The sequence below is a fragment of the Streptomyces sp. NPDC006314 genome, from assembly GCF_040613075.1.
Taxonomy (GTDB): Bacteria; Actinomycetota; Actinomycetes; order Streptomycetales; family Streptomycetaceae; genus Streptomyces.
In genome coordinates, this window is the sequence record NZ_JBEXRL010000018.1 from 36,658 (window position 1) to 51,437 (window position 14,780).

General features: G+C 69.3%; 13 protein-coding genes, 1 tRNA gene and 2 pseudogenes. 9 read left to right on the forward strand and 7 right to left on the reverse strand.

The genetic code is table 11. From position 1 onward, the window contains the following. The first annotated feature begins 80 nt into the window (after positions 1-80). From ABZ079_RS27765 to ABZ079_RS27795, 7 genes and pseudogenes are all read left to right on the forward strand, one after another. Complete coding sequence (locus ABZ079_RS27765; protein ID WP_356942179.1) at positions 81-905, forward strand: dienelactone hydrolase family protein; 825 nt, start codon at positions 81-83, stop codon at positions 903-905. 397 nt (positions 906-1,302) lie between these two features. Further along, positions 1,303-1,875 carry a PadR family transcriptional regulator gene (locus ABZ079_RS27770; RefSeq protein WP_356942180.1) on the forward strand — a complete coding sequence of 191 codons (573 nt, stop codon included), beginning with the start codon at positions 1,303-1,305 and terminating at the stop codon, positions 1,873-1,875. 97 nt (positions 1,876-1,972) lie between these two features. Continuing rightward, a complete protein-coding gene (locus ABZ079_RS27775) occupies positions 1,973-3,697 on the forward strand; it encodes an acyl-CoA dehydrogenase family protein (protein WP_356942181.1) in 1,725 nt (574 codons plus the stop codon). Positions 3,698-4,678: 981 nt separating this feature from the next. After that, entirely contained in the window at positions 4,679-4,882 is a 204-nt protein-coding gene (locus ABZ079_RS27780; protein ID WP_030850640.1) for a cold-shock protein, read from the forward strand. Between the two features lie 55 nt (positions 4,883-4,937). Further along, positions 4,938-5,011 (forward strand) — tRNA-Met (locus tag ABZ079_RS27785). A 380-nt stretch (positions 5,012-5,391) separates the two neighbouring features. Next, the gene (locus ABZ079_RS27790) at positions 5,392-6,315 is read left to right on the forward strand and encodes a DUF4344 domain-containing metallopeptidase (protein WP_356942182.1); all 924 of its coding nucleotides are present in this window, start codon (positions 5,392-5,394) and stop codon (positions 6,313-6,315) included. Positions 6,316-6,681: 366 nt separating this feature from the next. Then, positions 6,682-6,940, forward strand: a pseudogene (locus ABZ079_RS27795) (alkaline phosphatase); the annotation flags it as partial. Positions 6,941-7,128: 188 nt separating this feature from the next. Here ABZ079_RS27795 and solA read toward each other — a convergent pair. The 6 genes from solA to ABZ079_RS27825 all read right to left on the reverse strand — a co-directional run bounded on the left by solA (position 7,129) and on the right by ABZ079_RS27825 (position 12,590). Further along, entirely contained in the window at positions 7,129-8,286 is a 1,158-nt protein-coding gene (gene solA, locus ABZ079_RS27800) for an N-methyl-L-tryptophan oxidase (RefSeq protein ID WP_356942183.1), read from the reverse strand. Then, positions 8,267-9,247, reverse strand: a complete 981-nt coding sequence (locus tag ABZ079_RS27805; RefSeq protein ID WP_356942184.1) for a hypothetical protein — start codon at positions 9,245-9,247, stop codon at positions 8,267-8,269. The genes solA and ABZ079_RS27805 overlap by 20 nt, the downstream gene beginning before the upstream one ends. Next, on the reverse strand, positions 9,244-10,014 hold the full coding sequence (locus ABZ079_RS27810) for a methyltransferase (protein ID WP_356942185.1): 771 nt from the start codon (positions 10,012-10,014) through the stop codon (positions 9,244-9,246). Before ABZ079_RS27810 ends, ABZ079_RS27805 begins: the two co-directional genes overlap by 4 nt. A 101-nt stretch (positions 10,015-10,115) precedes the next feature. Beyond that, positions 10,116-10,970 (reverse strand): pyrroline-5-carboxylate reductase, encoded by an 855-nt coding sequence (gene proC, locus ABZ079_RS27815; protein WP_356942186.1) that lies wholly within the window; start codon positions 10,968-10,970, stop codon positions 10,116-10,118. Positions 10,971-11,384: 414 nt separating this feature from the next. Continuing rightward, complete coding sequence (locus tag ABZ079_RS27820; protein ID WP_356942187.1) at positions 11,385-11,510, reverse strand: hypothetical protein; 126 nt, start codon at positions 11,508-11,510, stop codon at positions 11,385-11,387. 219 nt (positions 11,511-11,729) lie between these two features. Continuing rightward, the gene (locus tag ABZ079_RS27825; protein WP_356942188.1) at positions 11,730-12,590 is read right to left on the reverse strand and encodes a poly-gamma-glutamate hydrolase family protein; all 861 of its coding nucleotides are present in this window, start codon (positions 12,588-12,590) and stop codon (positions 11,730-11,732) included. 297 nt (positions 12,591-12,887) lie between these two features. Here ABZ079_RS27825 and ABZ079_RS27830 point away from each other — a divergent pair. Together ABZ079_RS27830 and ABZ079_RS27835 are read left to right on the forward strand one after the other, a co-directional pair. Next, positions 12,888-13,043 (forward strand): annotated as a pseudogene (locus ABZ079_RS27830) (IS481 family transposase); the annotation flags it as partial. 79 nt (positions 13,044-13,122) lie between these two features. Then, positions 13,123-13,749 carry a hypothetical protein gene (locus tag ABZ079_RS27835; RefSeq protein WP_356942287.1) on the forward strand — a complete coding sequence of 209 codons (627 nt, stop codon included), beginning with the start codon at positions 13,123-13,125 and terminating at the stop codon, positions 13,747-13,749. Between the two features lie 133 nt (positions 13,750-13,882). Here the strand turns inward: ABZ079_RS27835 and ABZ079_RS27840 are convergent, their stop codons facing one another. After that, the gene (locus ABZ079_RS27840; RefSeq protein ID WP_356942189.1) at positions 13,883-14,767 is read right to left on the reverse strand and encodes an aldo/keto reductase; all 885 of its coding nucleotides are present in this window, start codon (positions 14,765-14,767) and stop codon (positions 13,883-13,885) included. Between the last annotated feature and the right edge of the window lie 13 nt (positions 14,768-14,780).

Below are 14,780 nucleotides of genomic sequence, written 5' to 3' on the forward strand. Positions count from 1 at the left end.
GAACGGTGTGGCGATATTACCGGGATACATGGCGATCACGCCGCTTCTCAGGGGGGCGGCCACTCATCATCATCTCGGTCATGACGATCATGCGAGGCCACAGCGACCCCTTGGACGACTTCTCACGGAGAGCCGTCAGCGTCGATGGCGTTGACAAGACCGTGTACGTTGCCGGGTCGGGGCCGGCAGTCATCCTCATGCCCGAGATGCCGGGTATCAGCCCCGACGTCGCGCGGTTCGCGCGTTGGGTGCGTGATGCCGGCTTCTCCGTGTACCTGCCCTCCCTCTTCGGTGTCGACGGTGCCTATCCGCTCGCCGAGGCAAGCGAGACCATCGTGCGACGCGCGTGCGTCAGCGCCGAGTTCCGAGCGTTTGCCGGCGGCGGCACCAGCCCCGTCGTCACATGGCTGCGCGGCCTCGCTCGCCTGGCGCACGCCGAGCGTGGCGGGCCTGGTGTCGGTGCCATCGGTCTGTGTTTCACCGGCAACTTCGCTTTGACCATGGCGCTCGAACCCGCCGTCATCGCACCTGTGGTCAACCATCCGTCGCTTCCGCTCGACGACCCCGGCGGTCTGGAGATCAGCGACGAAGACGCCGCTGCCGTGGTTGAACGCGTAGCGCGAGACGGACTGAAGGTTCTCGCTTACCGCTTCGACAACGACAGGTGGTGCACTGGCCAGCGGTTCGCGGCTTACCGAGCGCTGCTCGGGGACGCGTTCGACGGCCGCGTACTCGACGCCGAGACGGCGAACACGAACCCTCCGCCCTTCTTCCGTGACGTCGTCGGTTGCGCCCACAGTGTCGTCACGGCACACCTCGTCGACCAGGACGGTCATCCCACCATGCGGGCCCGGAACGAGATCATCGCCTTCCTGGCCGAGCGGCTCGGGACGCGGCCGGACTAAGACGATGGGCGGGATGCCGCGCACCGGTGGCTCCAGACCAGGCTGTCGTGCGGGTCGGTGCCGGAGATGCCCAGCGACAGGGGCAGCCCGTTCCTGGCCGTGATCAGGTGGATTTACGGTCCCCGGTTGCCACACCGGCGTCAGTTGCCGTCACGTGCAGCCCGGGGTGGCCACATCGTTGGTTGGGGTGGTCCTTGGGTTGTCGGGTGGTGAGGCGGCAGCGGGGGCATGCTTCGGGAGCGGTGGATGGGTGCTGAGCACGGCATGCGGAGCCCGATTCCCCAGGGCGGGCGGTGGGTGCTCTGCCGTTGGGGGAGGGGCCGTCGTGGGGTGAGCCGCGTCGCATCGGAGAGGGCGAGGCTTGCTATGCAACGAGTTGCATAGAAGGATCGGCGTCATGGCGCTCGAACACGCGATCCTGGTGTCGCTTTTGGAGAGGCCGGGATCCGGCTATGAGCTGGCTCGGCGTTTCGAGCGGTCCATCGGCTACTTCTGGACCGCGACCCACCAACAGATCTATCGCGTGCTCAAGCGCATGGAGACCGACGGCTGGGTCGACGTCCGGGACATCCCGCAGCAGGGCCGGCCGGACAAGAAGGAGTACAGGGTCGCCGACCTCGGCCGGGCCGCGCTGTCCTCCTGGTTGCACGATCCGATCGAGCCGGAGAGCGTCCGCCACGACCTGGCCGTGAAGATCCGGGGCGCCGCCTTCAATGATCCGACCGCCCTGATCCGAGAGGTGGAGCGGCACCGGCAGGCGCACCGCGACCGGCTGGCGCACTATCTCGCAGGACAGGTGCGGGATTTCACGGGGCCCGAGGCAAGCGCCGCGGGTCCGGAGGCGCCGCTCGACGCGGAGCGAGAGCTCCAGCACGTCGTACTGCGCGGCGGCATCGCCTACGAGCGGATGATGATCGACTGGCTGGACGACGTGCTTGCCACGCTGGCCCGGTTCGGTCCGGGCCGCTGATCGCCGCCCCGCCCTCCGCCGGTCCTCCCGATCCGGCCAGTTCAGCAGTCAGACGTCCCAATTCCCACCCGCCCACCAGACGAAAGGCGTCCTTACCATGGCTGACCAGCTGCTGTTCAACCCGCGCACTTACGACCCCGCGCACTTCGACCCCGAGACGCGCCGCTTGCTGCGTGCCACCGTCGACTGGTTCGAGGAGCGCGGGAAGCGGAGGCTGATCGAGGACTACCGGACCCGTGCCTGGCTCGGTGACTTCCTGGCCTTCGCAGCGAAGGAGAACCTGTTCGCCACCTTCCTGACGCCGTCGTTCGTTGCGGGGGAAGGGGAACCGGACAAGCGGTGGGACACGGCCCGGATCGCGGCGCTCAACGAGATCCTTGGCTTCTACGGCCTCGACTACTGGTACGCCTGGCAGGTCACGATCCTCGGCCTCGGCCCGGTCTGGCAGAGCGGCAACGCCGCCGCCCGCGTACGCGCCGCTGAACTCCTCACCCAGGGAGAGGTCTTCGCGTTCGGCCTGTCCGAGAAGGCCCACGGCGCCGACATCTACTCCACCGACATGCTGCTCGAGCCCGACGGCAACGGCGGCTTCCGTGCCACCGGCTCCAAGTACTACATAGGCAACGGCAACGCCGCCGGACTCGTCTCCGTCTTCGGCCGCCGTACCGACGTCGAGGGCCCCGACGGCTACGTATTCTTCGCAGCCGACAGCCGTCACCCGGCCTATCACCTGGTCAAGAACGTCGTCGACTCTTCGAAGTTCGTCAGCGAGTTCCGCCTGGAGGACTATCCCGTAGCGGCCGAGGACGTCCTGCACACCGGCCGCGCCGCCTTTGACGCAGCCCTCAACACGGTCAACGTCGGAAAGTTCAACCTGTGCACCGCCTCGATCGGCATCTGCGAGCACGCGATGTACGAGGCCGTCACCCACGCCCACAACCGCATCCTGTACGGCCGCCCCGTCACCAGCTTCCCGCACGTCCGGCGCGAGCTGACCGACGCGTACGTCAGGCTCGTCGGTATGAAGTCGTTCAGTGACCGCGCTGTCGACTACTTCCGCTCCGCCGGCCCGGACGACCGCCGCTACCTGCTCTTCAACCCGATGACGAAGATGAAGGTGACCACGGAGGGCGAGAAGGTCATCGACCTGATGTGGGACGTCATCGCCGCCAAGGGCTTCGAGAAGGACAACTACTTCGGCCAGGCGGCCGTGGAGATCCGCAGCCTGCCGAAGCTGGAGGGCACGGTCCACGTGAACCTGGCGCTGATCCTGAAGTTCATGCGCAGCCACCTCCTCGACCCGGTTGAGTACCCCGGTGTGCCGACCCGCCTCGACGCGGCCGACGACGACTTCCTGTTCCGGCAGGGACCGGCCCGCGGCCTCGGCTCGGTGCGCTTCCACGACTGGCGACCCGCCTTCGACGCGTACGCGAGCCTGCCCAACGTGGCCCGTCTGCGTGAACAGGCCGACGCGCTCTGTGCGTTCGTCGCCACGGCCGCCCCCGACGCGGAGCAGAGCCGCGACCTTGACCTCGTCCTCTCCGTCGGTCAGCTCTTCGCCCTCGTCGTGCACGGGCAGCTCGTCCTGGAGCAGGCCGCCCTGACCGGACTCGACGAGGACGTGCTCGACGAACTCTTCGCCGTCCTCGTGCGGGACTTCTCCGCGCACGCCGTCGAACTGCACGGCAAGGACTCGGCGACCGAACAGCAGCAGGAGTGGGCGCTGGGCTCTATCCGGCGGCCGGTCGTCGATGAGGCGCGCACGGAGCGAGTCTGGCAGCGGGTCGAGGCGTTGTCCGGCGCGTACGAGATGGCCCCGTAGGCGGTGTGGTCGTCGACTGGTTCGACGGCTGTGCCGAGGGCGGCCACTGCGCCAGCTCCGTTTCCGCCGAGCGCCATGTATGAGTAGACCCTGCCGGTCACCACGCTGTTTCGGCGTGTCGGCCCGCTGACATCCCCGTTGCGGCCGCTTTCGCCCATGTCCCTTGGCCGGAGTGGAGGAGAAGGGGCGGGGCGGGAGGGGCGGCGCGGCCGCGGCCGGGGATCGGACCCTCGCTCAGCCGGTTGCGCGGCGGCCCCGAGCCGCCGCGCCCGTGCCGCGTCAGCTCGGCGGCGACGTCAGGGGGAACGTAGGCGGGGGAGAGGTCGTGGCGGGTGCGGTGCCGGCGCACGGGGTGCCGCCACCGGCCGGAGGCGTCGCCGGCGACGGCGACGCCGACTTCCTCGGCCGACCGCGCGCCGGATCGCCGACGCCGTGGCCCGGTGGCCGGCCACACCCCCGAGGCCCGGCTCGGCGTCCTCGACGAGGCCCGCGGCCACCTCGGGGAGCTGCGCGCCCGGCATGCCGCGGTGCTCCTCGACTCCGGCCCGGCCGTTCGGGACGCCGCCGCGGCGGTCGTCGCCCGACCGCGAGCGGCTCGCCGACGGGCTCAACCTGCCTGTACGCCGACCCAGCCCCGGAGCTGCTGAGCCTCGCCGTGCGCGGCGCGGGCCGACGCTGTCGTTCCTCCGAGCGTGCCGGGGCTACCAGGAAAGCCGAGTCGGCCCGATCCTTCGGCGTCGCCGTACGCTGAGCCCCGCGCCTGTCCGTGTGTCCGGGGCACTCGCCGACCAGCGCAGGACCGCGCCAACCGTTCCCGCGCAGCACCGCGACCGGCTCCAGTACCCGGCACGCTGCGACCGGCGGAAAAGTCGGATAACCGCGCGCCGACGGGGTAGAACGGATGCTGGGTGCCTTCCGGCTACGGAGGGCCCTGCCCACAGACCAGCCGGGACCTCTCGGCGATATCGGAGGACAAGCAGCATGGCCAGCGGCACCGTGAAGTGGTTCAACGCCGAAAAAGGCTTCGGGTTCATCGCCCAGGACGGCGGCGGCCCGGACGTCTTCGCCCACTACTCCAACATCACCGGCAACGGTTACCGGGAGCTGGTAGAGGGCGAGCCGGTCACCTTCGACGTGACCCAGGGCCAGAAGGGCCCCCAGGCCGAAAACATCGTGCGCGGCTGACGAAGGCACATGCGCACCGCCCCGCGAGAGTCACCGTGTAGAGTGGCATCACCGACGCGGGGTGGAGCAGCTCGGTAGCTCGCTGGGCTCATAACCCAGAGGTCGCAGGTTCAAATCCTGTCCCCGCTACGAGGACGAGGGGCCCGGCACCAGCCGGGCCCTTCGCCACATCCAGCCACCGGCCCGTCGGTGCGGCACCGGGTCGCGAAATCACCTCCCCCGGACAGCTGCCGGCCGCTCCGGCCTGGCCAGACGGGTGTGAAAACACCGGGTGCGCGGGCCTGCTCTTCGATGGGCCTTTCGCAACAGTGAAGGAACTCGACCGGCGCCCACACTGAGGGTCCTGCGGACGGTTGCTCAGGCTTCACTGGCGGGATGAAATCGCCGAAAAGGGATCATTGCGGACATTGGGTCCGTTGATTACCATCCGCGTGTGCGATCGCCCGCCGACGTCTTGACCAAGGAAAGAGCTGACCAGGGTGCTGAGCAGTGGTGGGTACTCGGCCGTCATGAGGAGTGCTTTCACGGGAGCGCTGCTCATTGCCGGTTGCGCGGTCGCCTCGTGCGGCGGTGACGGCAACAGGGCCGACGTGAGCGGCAGGGTCACGGTCGTCTACGACAGCACGATCAAGCCGAAGGACCGGCCGGCCACAGCGGTGATCCGGAAGTCTCGTGTGCTCGAGCAGGTCGCCGGCTGGGTGAACCAGTCCGTCGCCCTGCCGCATGACCTGGCCGTGAGAGTCACGGACAAGGTCCCACCAGGTGTTACGGATGCGGTCACCCAGCCAGACGGCAGGACGATCTTTGTGCCCCCGGCGTTTCTGACCCAGATCCAAGGGGTCCTCGGCACCGTGGTGAAGACCGTCGAGCGTCCCGCCCTGTTCCCCGAAGCCAGTTTCAACGCCGACGACCTTACCGCGCTGTCGACCCAGTTCATCTTCGGCCACGAGATGGGCCATGCTCTGCAGCGTCAGCTTCTGCTTCGAAACCTCGGCCTCGAGGAGGACGCCGCCGACGGGTTCGCTTCGTTCTACACCGTCAACGAGGTCGGACCGGGTCCGTCCTTGGCAGCCGCGATCCTTTTCGACGAGCTCGCCCGCGAGGAGGGCAAGCTGACGCTGGAGGGACTCTCGAGCGATCACCCCGTCACCCAGCAACGGGTCTTCAACTTCCTCTGCTACCTCGAGGGGAGCGCCCCGAAGAAGTTCTACGGGCCCCTGGTCGGTGCTGGATACCTGCCGAAGACCCGCGCTCCACTGTGCCCGCAGGCATGGGCGATGCTGGACTACGGCTGGTGGACGCAACTCAAGCCGTATTACAGCCGGGCATTCAAGGAACAGGGCGACGAGGCGCAGGAGAACGCACACCACCAGCTGATCGCGGAAATGAAGGCCTTCGAGAAGGAGATCGACAAGATCCGCAGCGGGCAATGAGCATTCCAGACCGTCGGCCCGCCCCTCCGGCCAACCTCGAAATCCCTGACCGAGCGGTGCTGGGCATGGCCCACCGAGTCGCTGCCGGGGCGCCCGGCCGACACTCATCGGTGCGTCGTGGGGCGGCTGTGGGTGCGCCGGTCCGGCGGCGTCCTGGCCTGCCACCGGGGGGTGCTACCCAGCGCTGCCCGCCACCTTCTCACCTGGTCGTGGCCCACCAGGCAGGTGTTGAGTTCCCAGCTCGGATGCCCTTGCGGTCGAATGTGGCTGAGCAGCATGTGCAGCGCGCCTGGGCGGTCATGTCGGGGATCGTGTATCGCTGCTGGAGGCCGCGCACCGAGGCAGATCGCGCTCGAAGTGGCGGTGCTCGACGTGGCGGTGCTCGGCGTGGTGGCGTTCGGCGTCATGCGCGGCGCGGCGGTGCACGACGAGGCCGGGGCCGCGACCAGAGCGGCTGCTGTGCCAGCGAGTCGAACGGTTGTGGTGCCGCCGACTCCAGCAAACCGGGCCAGCGGGCGTTCGCCCGGATCTGGCGAAGCTGGTGGGCACGCTCGTCACGGACACAGCGGTGGGGCAGGACACCGTGCGCCGCTTCGAGGAGGGCATCCGGGTCCTCGCCGTGTGACGTCCTGGCAGATGACGTGGCTACGGCCGCGGTCGCACAGGCCCCGGCGGGTGGCCTCGGTAGAGCCGCGGTCGCCCGCGTCCGGACGGGGGCAACCACCGTGTCCGACGACGTCTCGGCGCTTCGAGGCACCTGGAGCGGCCTGTCGGCGGTCCGGAGGGTGAGGAGGGAGGCCGGGGCCCCACGGGTCAGTCCCGGCCGCCGGTGAAGCGGGCAGCGGCGAATGCGGTCAGATCAGTTCCGGGTGCTTCACCGAGCGCGAGGGCGGCAGCGCACTCGCCCACGGCCGGGGCGAACTTGAAGCCGTGTCCGGAGCAGGCGGAAACCCGGACGATGGCCGGTGCGTCGGGGACGCGGTCGATCAGGAAGTCGCCGTCCGGTGTCATCGTGTAGAAGCAGGTCCGCCAGGCCAGCGGCTTGGGCTCTATACCGGTGAAGACGCGGGCGACCGCCGTCTCAATCTCCTTCCGGAAGCCTTCGGGTACCTGCGGGGTCACCGCGTCCGCCGGGTCCCCGGGCTGGTGCTGACGGTCATGGAAGCCGATCTTCACCAACTGTCCGTCCTGGCCCCACTCGGCGAGTCCGTACAGGACCCCGCCCTCGGGCTCCTCATAGAGGAAGACGGGGAAGCCGGCTGTCCCCAGAGCGGGCGCCGCGCGGAACCAGTAGACCGGCACCCGTACCGGCCGCAGTACCTGGTCCAACCCCGCGGGCAGGGACCCTCGCATCCAGGGACCGGCCGCCATGACGACGGAACCGCAGTGGACCTCCTCGCCCGAGCGCAGGCGCACCGCCACTCCATCCCGGCCGGGCCTTACCTCCACCACCTGCGTGCCGAAGCGGAGCACGGCGTTGCGCCGCACGGCGGCATCGAGCATGGCAAGGCGGGCACGGCTCGCCAGGATGCCGTAGGCGCCGGGTTCGTAGAGCGCCGACATGCCGCTGTCGACGTCGAACCAGGGGAAGTGCTCGGCGAGTTCCGCAGCGGTCCACAGCTCATGGGCGATCCCGCCGACCTGCGCTGTCCGTCGGCTGAATTCGACGACCCCGCTGGAGGTGGTGCCGATGAAGACCCCGCCGCTGCGGACCAGCAGCGTGTCCCCGTGCCTCTGCTCCAGCTCGGTCCACAGTTCGTGGGCCCTTGCCAGCAGCGGCAGATAGTGCGCGCCTTCCCGGTAGGCCCGCCGGAAGATGCGGCTCTCACCGTGGGAGGATCCGTAGCGGTGGGTAGGACCATGGGTGTCGACGGCGAGGACCGTGGCGCCTTGTTCCGCCAGGGCCCAGGTGGCGGCGGAGCCGAAGACTCCCATGCCGACCACGAGCACATCACAGCTGATTCTGTTCACGCTTCTCTCCTGCAGGTGCAGCCGTGTGCCGCTGAGGTCCGTGCGCCGTCCTGCGGGCACGCAGAAGGGAAGCAGCGACGAGGGAGGCCAAGGACAGCCAGACGATCGCGAAACACACCACGGTGTTGCCGGAGGGCCGCTGGCCGTAGAAGGTGACGGCGACCACGAACTGGGTGGTGGGCAGCAGGTATTGGAGAAACCCGGCCACCGCGAGTGTGACCTTCTTCGAGCCGTAGGAGATCAACCACAGCGGCGTGACGGAGACCAGCCCGCAGACCGCCAGCAGCGTGATGTCCCACCCGTCGGCGGTCGGCCCCGGGGCAAGTGAGTAGGGCGTCGCGGCGACGGCGACGACCGTGCCGACTGCGAGTACGGCCGTCTCCAGGGTGAGCCCGGTTACCGGATCGGCGGTGGTGAACTTCTTCAGGAAGCTGTACAGCCCCCACGTCACCCCGATCGTGACGTACACCCACCACTGCAGTTCGGAGCTGCGCAGGACGAGCAGTGCCACACCCAGCAGGCACAGGGCAAGTGACGCTCCACGCAGGGCACCGAGCCGCTCCCGCATGACCAGCACCCCCATGGCGATGGTCACCGCCGGTGCGATCAGATAGCCCAAACCGGTTTCGATGACCCGCCCGTGGATCGACCCCCAGATGAACGTGAGCCAGTTCGCGCTCACGAGAACGGCCGCAGTGAGATGTACGGTCAGCAGCCGTGCGTCGGCGGCCGTTTCCAGCGCCGCCCGCACCCGGCCCAGCAGCGCGAGGGCCGCGACCAGTGTGACCAGCGAGACCAGCACCCGGTAGCCCAGCAGTGTCGTCGGCTCCACGTCGGCCAGGGCATGCCAGTACAGGGAGGACATCCCGAGGATCACGTTGGCGACCGCCATGGCGGCCACGCCGGCGGTGGCGTGACCGCCGCGCACGCCGCCGCCGCTTGCAGCACCTGGGTCGCTCATAGGCCGGTCTCCCCAAGCCGGCGACTCAGTCGGCACTCCACGATCTCGTACGACCAGTAAAGGGTGCCGTCGGCCGCGACACTGAACGCCGCGCCGGCCTCCTCCCGCCAGCGCTGGAACTCCCCGAGCAGGATGTCGCGCGCCGCCTGCCAACCCTTCGTATAGAAGAACAGCGGGAAGCTGTGTCGCTCGATCAGCCGGAAATCAACGGCCGCGTCGCCTGCGCTGCGGTGCGTGAAAACAGACAGTACGTCCCGGATGCCGATCAGGGAGTTCAGTCCGATCACGGCGCGTCCGCCCGCCGTCAGATGCCGGGGCAGTTCCAGAAGGAAATCGAGCAGGATTTTCTCCCCGCAGAACATCGCCGACAGGTCGAGATCGGTGATTCCACCGCGCTCCAACTCCCGTCGGCACGCATCGGACGGAGTGCGCCAGCCCGGGGGGTTGAACACGATCAGATCGAACGGCCCCTCCGTCGCCAGCCCGTTGAACAGGCTTCCCGTGTGGAAGGCGATCCGGCTGTCGGGAAAGTTCAGCAATTCATTTTCGGCGGCCGTCTTCACCGCGGCCACGGAGATGTCCGTGGCAGTGATGGACCGGACCCCGATGTTGCGCAACAGCAGGGCCTGCACACCGCTGCCTGTGCCCATGTCGAGCACCGGGCCCCGCAGGAGGCAGGGGTCCACGCTGCGGACCAGGAAGTCGCCCAGGGCCAGACCGGCCGGGCTGAGCTTGAACACCCCCGGGCGGTCGACCAGTCGCAGCACATGACCCAGCCCGAAGTACGCCTCGTACGAATCCCGGGATGTGACCGTCGGTGACGCGGCGTCAGGGCGGCTGCGCATCACGCCCAGCATGGAAGCCCCCTTCACCGCCCCTGCCCGCCGCCGGTGCGGGTGTCCGCCGAGGGAGTGCGTCCGATTGCGCCGAGCTCGCGCGACCGGTTCGCCGACCTGCCCAGCGCTTCCACCAGTACATCCCGCAGCCCCTGCTCGCGCATGTGCGACAGGCCGCGCTCGGTGGTACCGCCCGGGGTCGTCACCTCCCGGCACAGCTCCTGCGGGTCACGGCCCGTCGACTCCAGCAGATCAGCGGTGCCTCGCAGGACCTGGCATACCATCAGCCGCGCCTGATCCGGGTGGAAGCCGGCCTTCACGGCGAAGCCGGCGAAGGCGTCGGCGATGTGTGCGACGAAGGCCGGGCCACCCCCGCACAACGCCGTCGCGTCGTCGATCAGCGCCTCGTCCGCAGTCGTGAGGACCCGGCCGATGACGGACAGCACCCGCTCGGCGCGCTCCCTCTCGGCACGGGTGACGTCCGCTCCCGGACACACCACCGTCATCCCCTGGGAGACCTGGGACGGCGTGTTCGGGATGGCCCGCACGACCCGGCTGGTGCCCAGCAGGGACGTGATCGCCGCGATGCCCACCCCGGCCATGACGGAGACCACGAGCGCGTCCTTGAATGCGCCGTCCCGCTGCGCTGCTGCGAACTCCTGGAACTGCTGGGGCTGAACGGCCAGGATGACCGTGTCTCCGGGCTGCGGTTCGTAGTGGGAACGAGTGCGGATGCCGAACTCCTCGCGCATCAACCGAATCCGGGATTCTGCGATCTCGACGACGTCGAGTGGCAGCTCCGGGGCCTTCTCCCGAAGCCCGGCGATAATGGCGGTGCCCATGTGTCCAGCGCCGATGACGACGGCACGGTGAACAGCAGAGATCATTGGTCCCCCGCATTTCCACGTGGTCTATTCCGTCCGAAAGTCTGACGGAGCCCGGGGAGCCGGCGGCAGGGTGAATCGAGTCGCGCCGGAAACGGCGGTTATCCGCCGCCGGAGAATGATGTTGGTCATGACGGCAGCAGCCTCACCAGCGGGTGCCCGGGCCGCGCTGACGTCGCGTGGTCGGCACGGTGACCGAAAGCCCAGCCGTGGGCGCAGGCGGAGCCCTGCCGTCCGGTGACCGGTAGCCGGTGTCCGCCCGATGGAACGAGGGGGCCGCAAAGACGGCCCGGCAGGGCGCGCACCCCCACGGCCTCAACGGCCGCGTGATCGGCTACGCGACTCTGGCCCAGGCCGCCAAACCCCCGCGCCTCCGGCACCTTCCGACCGCCGTGTCTTCCGGCTCCTGCCCCAGGCTCAGATTGTCTCGCCGCAGTGACGAGACGCCAGCTGGATGGAACCATCGCCGAGGGTGAGCAGGCCGTCGTTCACGCTGCGGGCTTGGAAAGCAGCGCCCGCGATGGCGAGGGCCGAGGTGGTCATCAGCGCGCCCACCTCGGGGCGTTGGGGTGCCTGCCGCTCCCCCAGACCGGACGCGGATGCGACGAGTCGGTGAGCGGGGGCAGCCAGTGGGGACAGATGCCGGACATGTGCCCCAGAGACATCGCGCGGGTCATGATGGCGCTGCGCAGGGGAGTGCACGGTCGCCCCTCCCACAGGTCCGCGCGGGCTCCTTCGGGGGCGGTGGATTCGCCTTGCCCGTCAGTAGTCGAAAAGACTGGGCCGGGCGAGCTGTTGCGCTTCCATGGCCGCGATGGCTTCGCGGCAGGCGGTGGCGAACTTCCAGAAGTCGTCGTTGGTGGTGGCGGCCCGGTTCGCCGCTCCCGAGTAGTTGCCGAAGAGGCTCTGGCGGAGTTCGGTGGTGATCTCCAGCTGCCCGCCCCCCTCACCGGTCAGCGTGCGGTTGCAGATGTTCTCGGGCAGGTCGCCGTTCAGGTCCTCCGGATCGCCGCCGAGCACCTGGAACCCGGCGGCACCGAGCTTGGTGGACAGCAACTGGCCGAAGCGCGCGTTGAGGCCCCCCACCACCACGGCCTTCGGCTGGCCGGCCGGTGCTCCTGCCTGGGCAGCGGTGCAGCCGTGCAGGCTGAGGACGTTGGCGCTGGCCGCCGCCATGGAACGGGCGACGGGGTCGTCGCAGTGCGTGGCGGTGACGTGCAGCTCGGTGTTGCCTGAAGAGCGCAGTCCCTCGAGCATCCAGTAGTCGTACAGCGGCGTCCCGGCGGTAACCGGCTCAAGGGTGTCGGGCCGGTAGCCGGCGATGCCCAGGCACAGTTCGGAGGTGCCCATCTCAATCCCGCCGCCGTGGATGGCCAGCACGCTCGTCAGGCGAGGGCGGGGCGTGGTGGTCCTGTCGGCGTCGGCGAACTCGTGGCGCTTGAAGCGGCGAGCGAAGTCCTGACCCTCGACCGTCTTCTGGTACAGGTGGGAATTGGAGGTGTACAGGTCACTCCCAGCGGCAACAGCCGGCGCCCCGCTCACGGCGCTCAGCACCGGCGCACCGGCGGCGGCCGCCACCAGGGTCGTGAGGATGGTCCTGCGGCTCGCCCGAGGCTGGGTCAACTGGTTCCTCCGCGTTGACGGACCGGCGGCGCGCGGTCACGGCACCGGCTGGTGAACAGGCGCGGGGAGGATCCTGAAACCAATCGGCCCACCCTGAACACTTCGTGCTCCGCATACCCGATCCGCAGATCGCCCCCCGGCGTCCGGAAAGCATAACAGGCGGGCGCATGCAAGGCCCCAACACCTGCGTAGATGGGCCCACCGTGGGGCGCGTCGTCCGCACACCCCGCTGTCAGGCCGCTGACCAGGGAAAATCCAGAAGTCCGGCTGGAGTACCGACTCGATGTCGGTCACCGTCTCCTCGAGTGCGCTTATGCCCGCCCCTACCGGCTGGAGACCGAACGAGGCCACGCGTTCGGCGAGTGGCTGCATCCCTGCGATCACGACCGCGGACGCACCGCGCTGAAGGGTCAACCACCCGCCGGCCGCGTCCCAAACCCCGCAGGGCAATACATCTGGTGGGCTGCTGTGTTCTGCGTGACGCTGAGGAGACAAAACGGCGCGCGGCGGAGCGAGTTGGGGGGAGCAGGCTGTGCGGAAGCCGGTGCTTGTGGAGTTGGTTCCGGGCCTCGCGCTGGGGCTGGCGACCGGCGCCACGCTCATAGGGGGTTCGACGTGGTACGAGCATGTGGCGTACGCACACGACGCCAAGTGGGCCGTGTTGACCGCGCTGTGCGCAGGCGCCGTCCTGGGCCTGGCGGCCTGGGCGGCGACCGATACGGAGTACAGCTTCGTGGGCTGGGCGACGGCCGTGGTGTTCGCGGTGCACGTCGTCACTGGGACCCTCGCCGCGGAGCGCCAGGCGCTGCATGACCGCGGTCTCGAAGTGACGGCTACCGTGCGACAGGAGCATGTGCACCGGTTCTCCGGCAGCGGAGGGGTCGAGACCGCCCCCGCGTACACCTACGACCTCGCCGTCCCCAGGAATCTCCCACACCGTCCCCTGGAAGCGGGGATCACTCGGCTGACGGTCGGGGAGCGCGTGCTGGTAACCATCGATCCCGAGGCCCGAGCGCCCTCCCGCTTGGGCCACCGTCCCAGCGCCAGTCAGGTCCCGGCCTGTATTCTGGGCACCTGCAACGTGCTGTTCCTCCTCATCACCGTGGGTCTCTCGACCGGCGCCGGACACTTGAGGAGGTATCGGATAGGGGCGAAGTAACGCTCTCGGCTTCACCAGCGCCAGGACCGCGCCGACGGCCCACCACCCAAGGACGCCGTACCCCTCGCCCCCTTCCCCGTGTGGACGCACTGGTCGCACCGGTCGTGCGGCAAGCGACGCCCCGTGACCTACCTCAGCCCGGCAGAGCGTCCTCAAGCTGCGTCAGCTCCTCCGTGCTCAGCGTGAGCTCCGCGGCATGTGCCGAGTCGGTGATGGAGGTCGGGCGGCTGGCTCCCGGTACCGGGATCACTGCCGGGGAGCGGGCGAGCAGCCAGGCCAGCGCGATCTGCTGGGGGCTGACGCCGCGCTCGGCTGCGATGCGGTGGAAGGCTGTGCCCGCCGAGGCCGGGCCGGACGGGCCGTCGAGGGAGCTGCGGGAGATGCCGCCCAGCGGGCTCCAGGGCAGAAAGGCCAGGCCCAACTCGGTGCTCAGCTGCAGCTCGGGCTCGCTGGCGCGTACGGCAGGCGAGTACTGGTTCTGCACAGAGACGAGTCCGTCGCCGAGGATCGCGTGCGCCTGGCGAATCTGGGCGGTGGTGACGTTGGAGATCCCGGCGGCGCGGATCGTGCCGGCGTCGAGCAGCTCGCGCAGGGCACCGACGGACTCCGCCCAGGGCACGGCCGGGTCCGGCTTGTGCAGTTGGTACAGGCCGATGGTCTCGACGCCCAGGCGCTTGGCGGAGGCCTCGGCGGCGCGCTTGAGGTGGGCAGGAGTGGCGGTGACGGTCCAGCTGCCGTCGCCGGGGCGGCCGCGGCCGCCCTTGGTGGCGACCAGGACGTGGGAGGTGTCGCCGCCGTAGCGGGCCAGGGCGCGGGCGATCAGGAGCTCGTTGTGACCCACCTCGTCGGCATGCCAGTGGTAGCTGTCGGCGGTGTCGATGAGCGTGACGCCGGTGTCGAGGGCGGCGTGGACGGTGGCGATGGCCCGCGCCTCGTCCGGGCGGTGCTCGATGGACAGCGGCATGGCGCCCAGGCCGATGGCGCTGACGGCGGTGTCTGCGATGGTGCGGTACTGCATGGTGACTTGATCC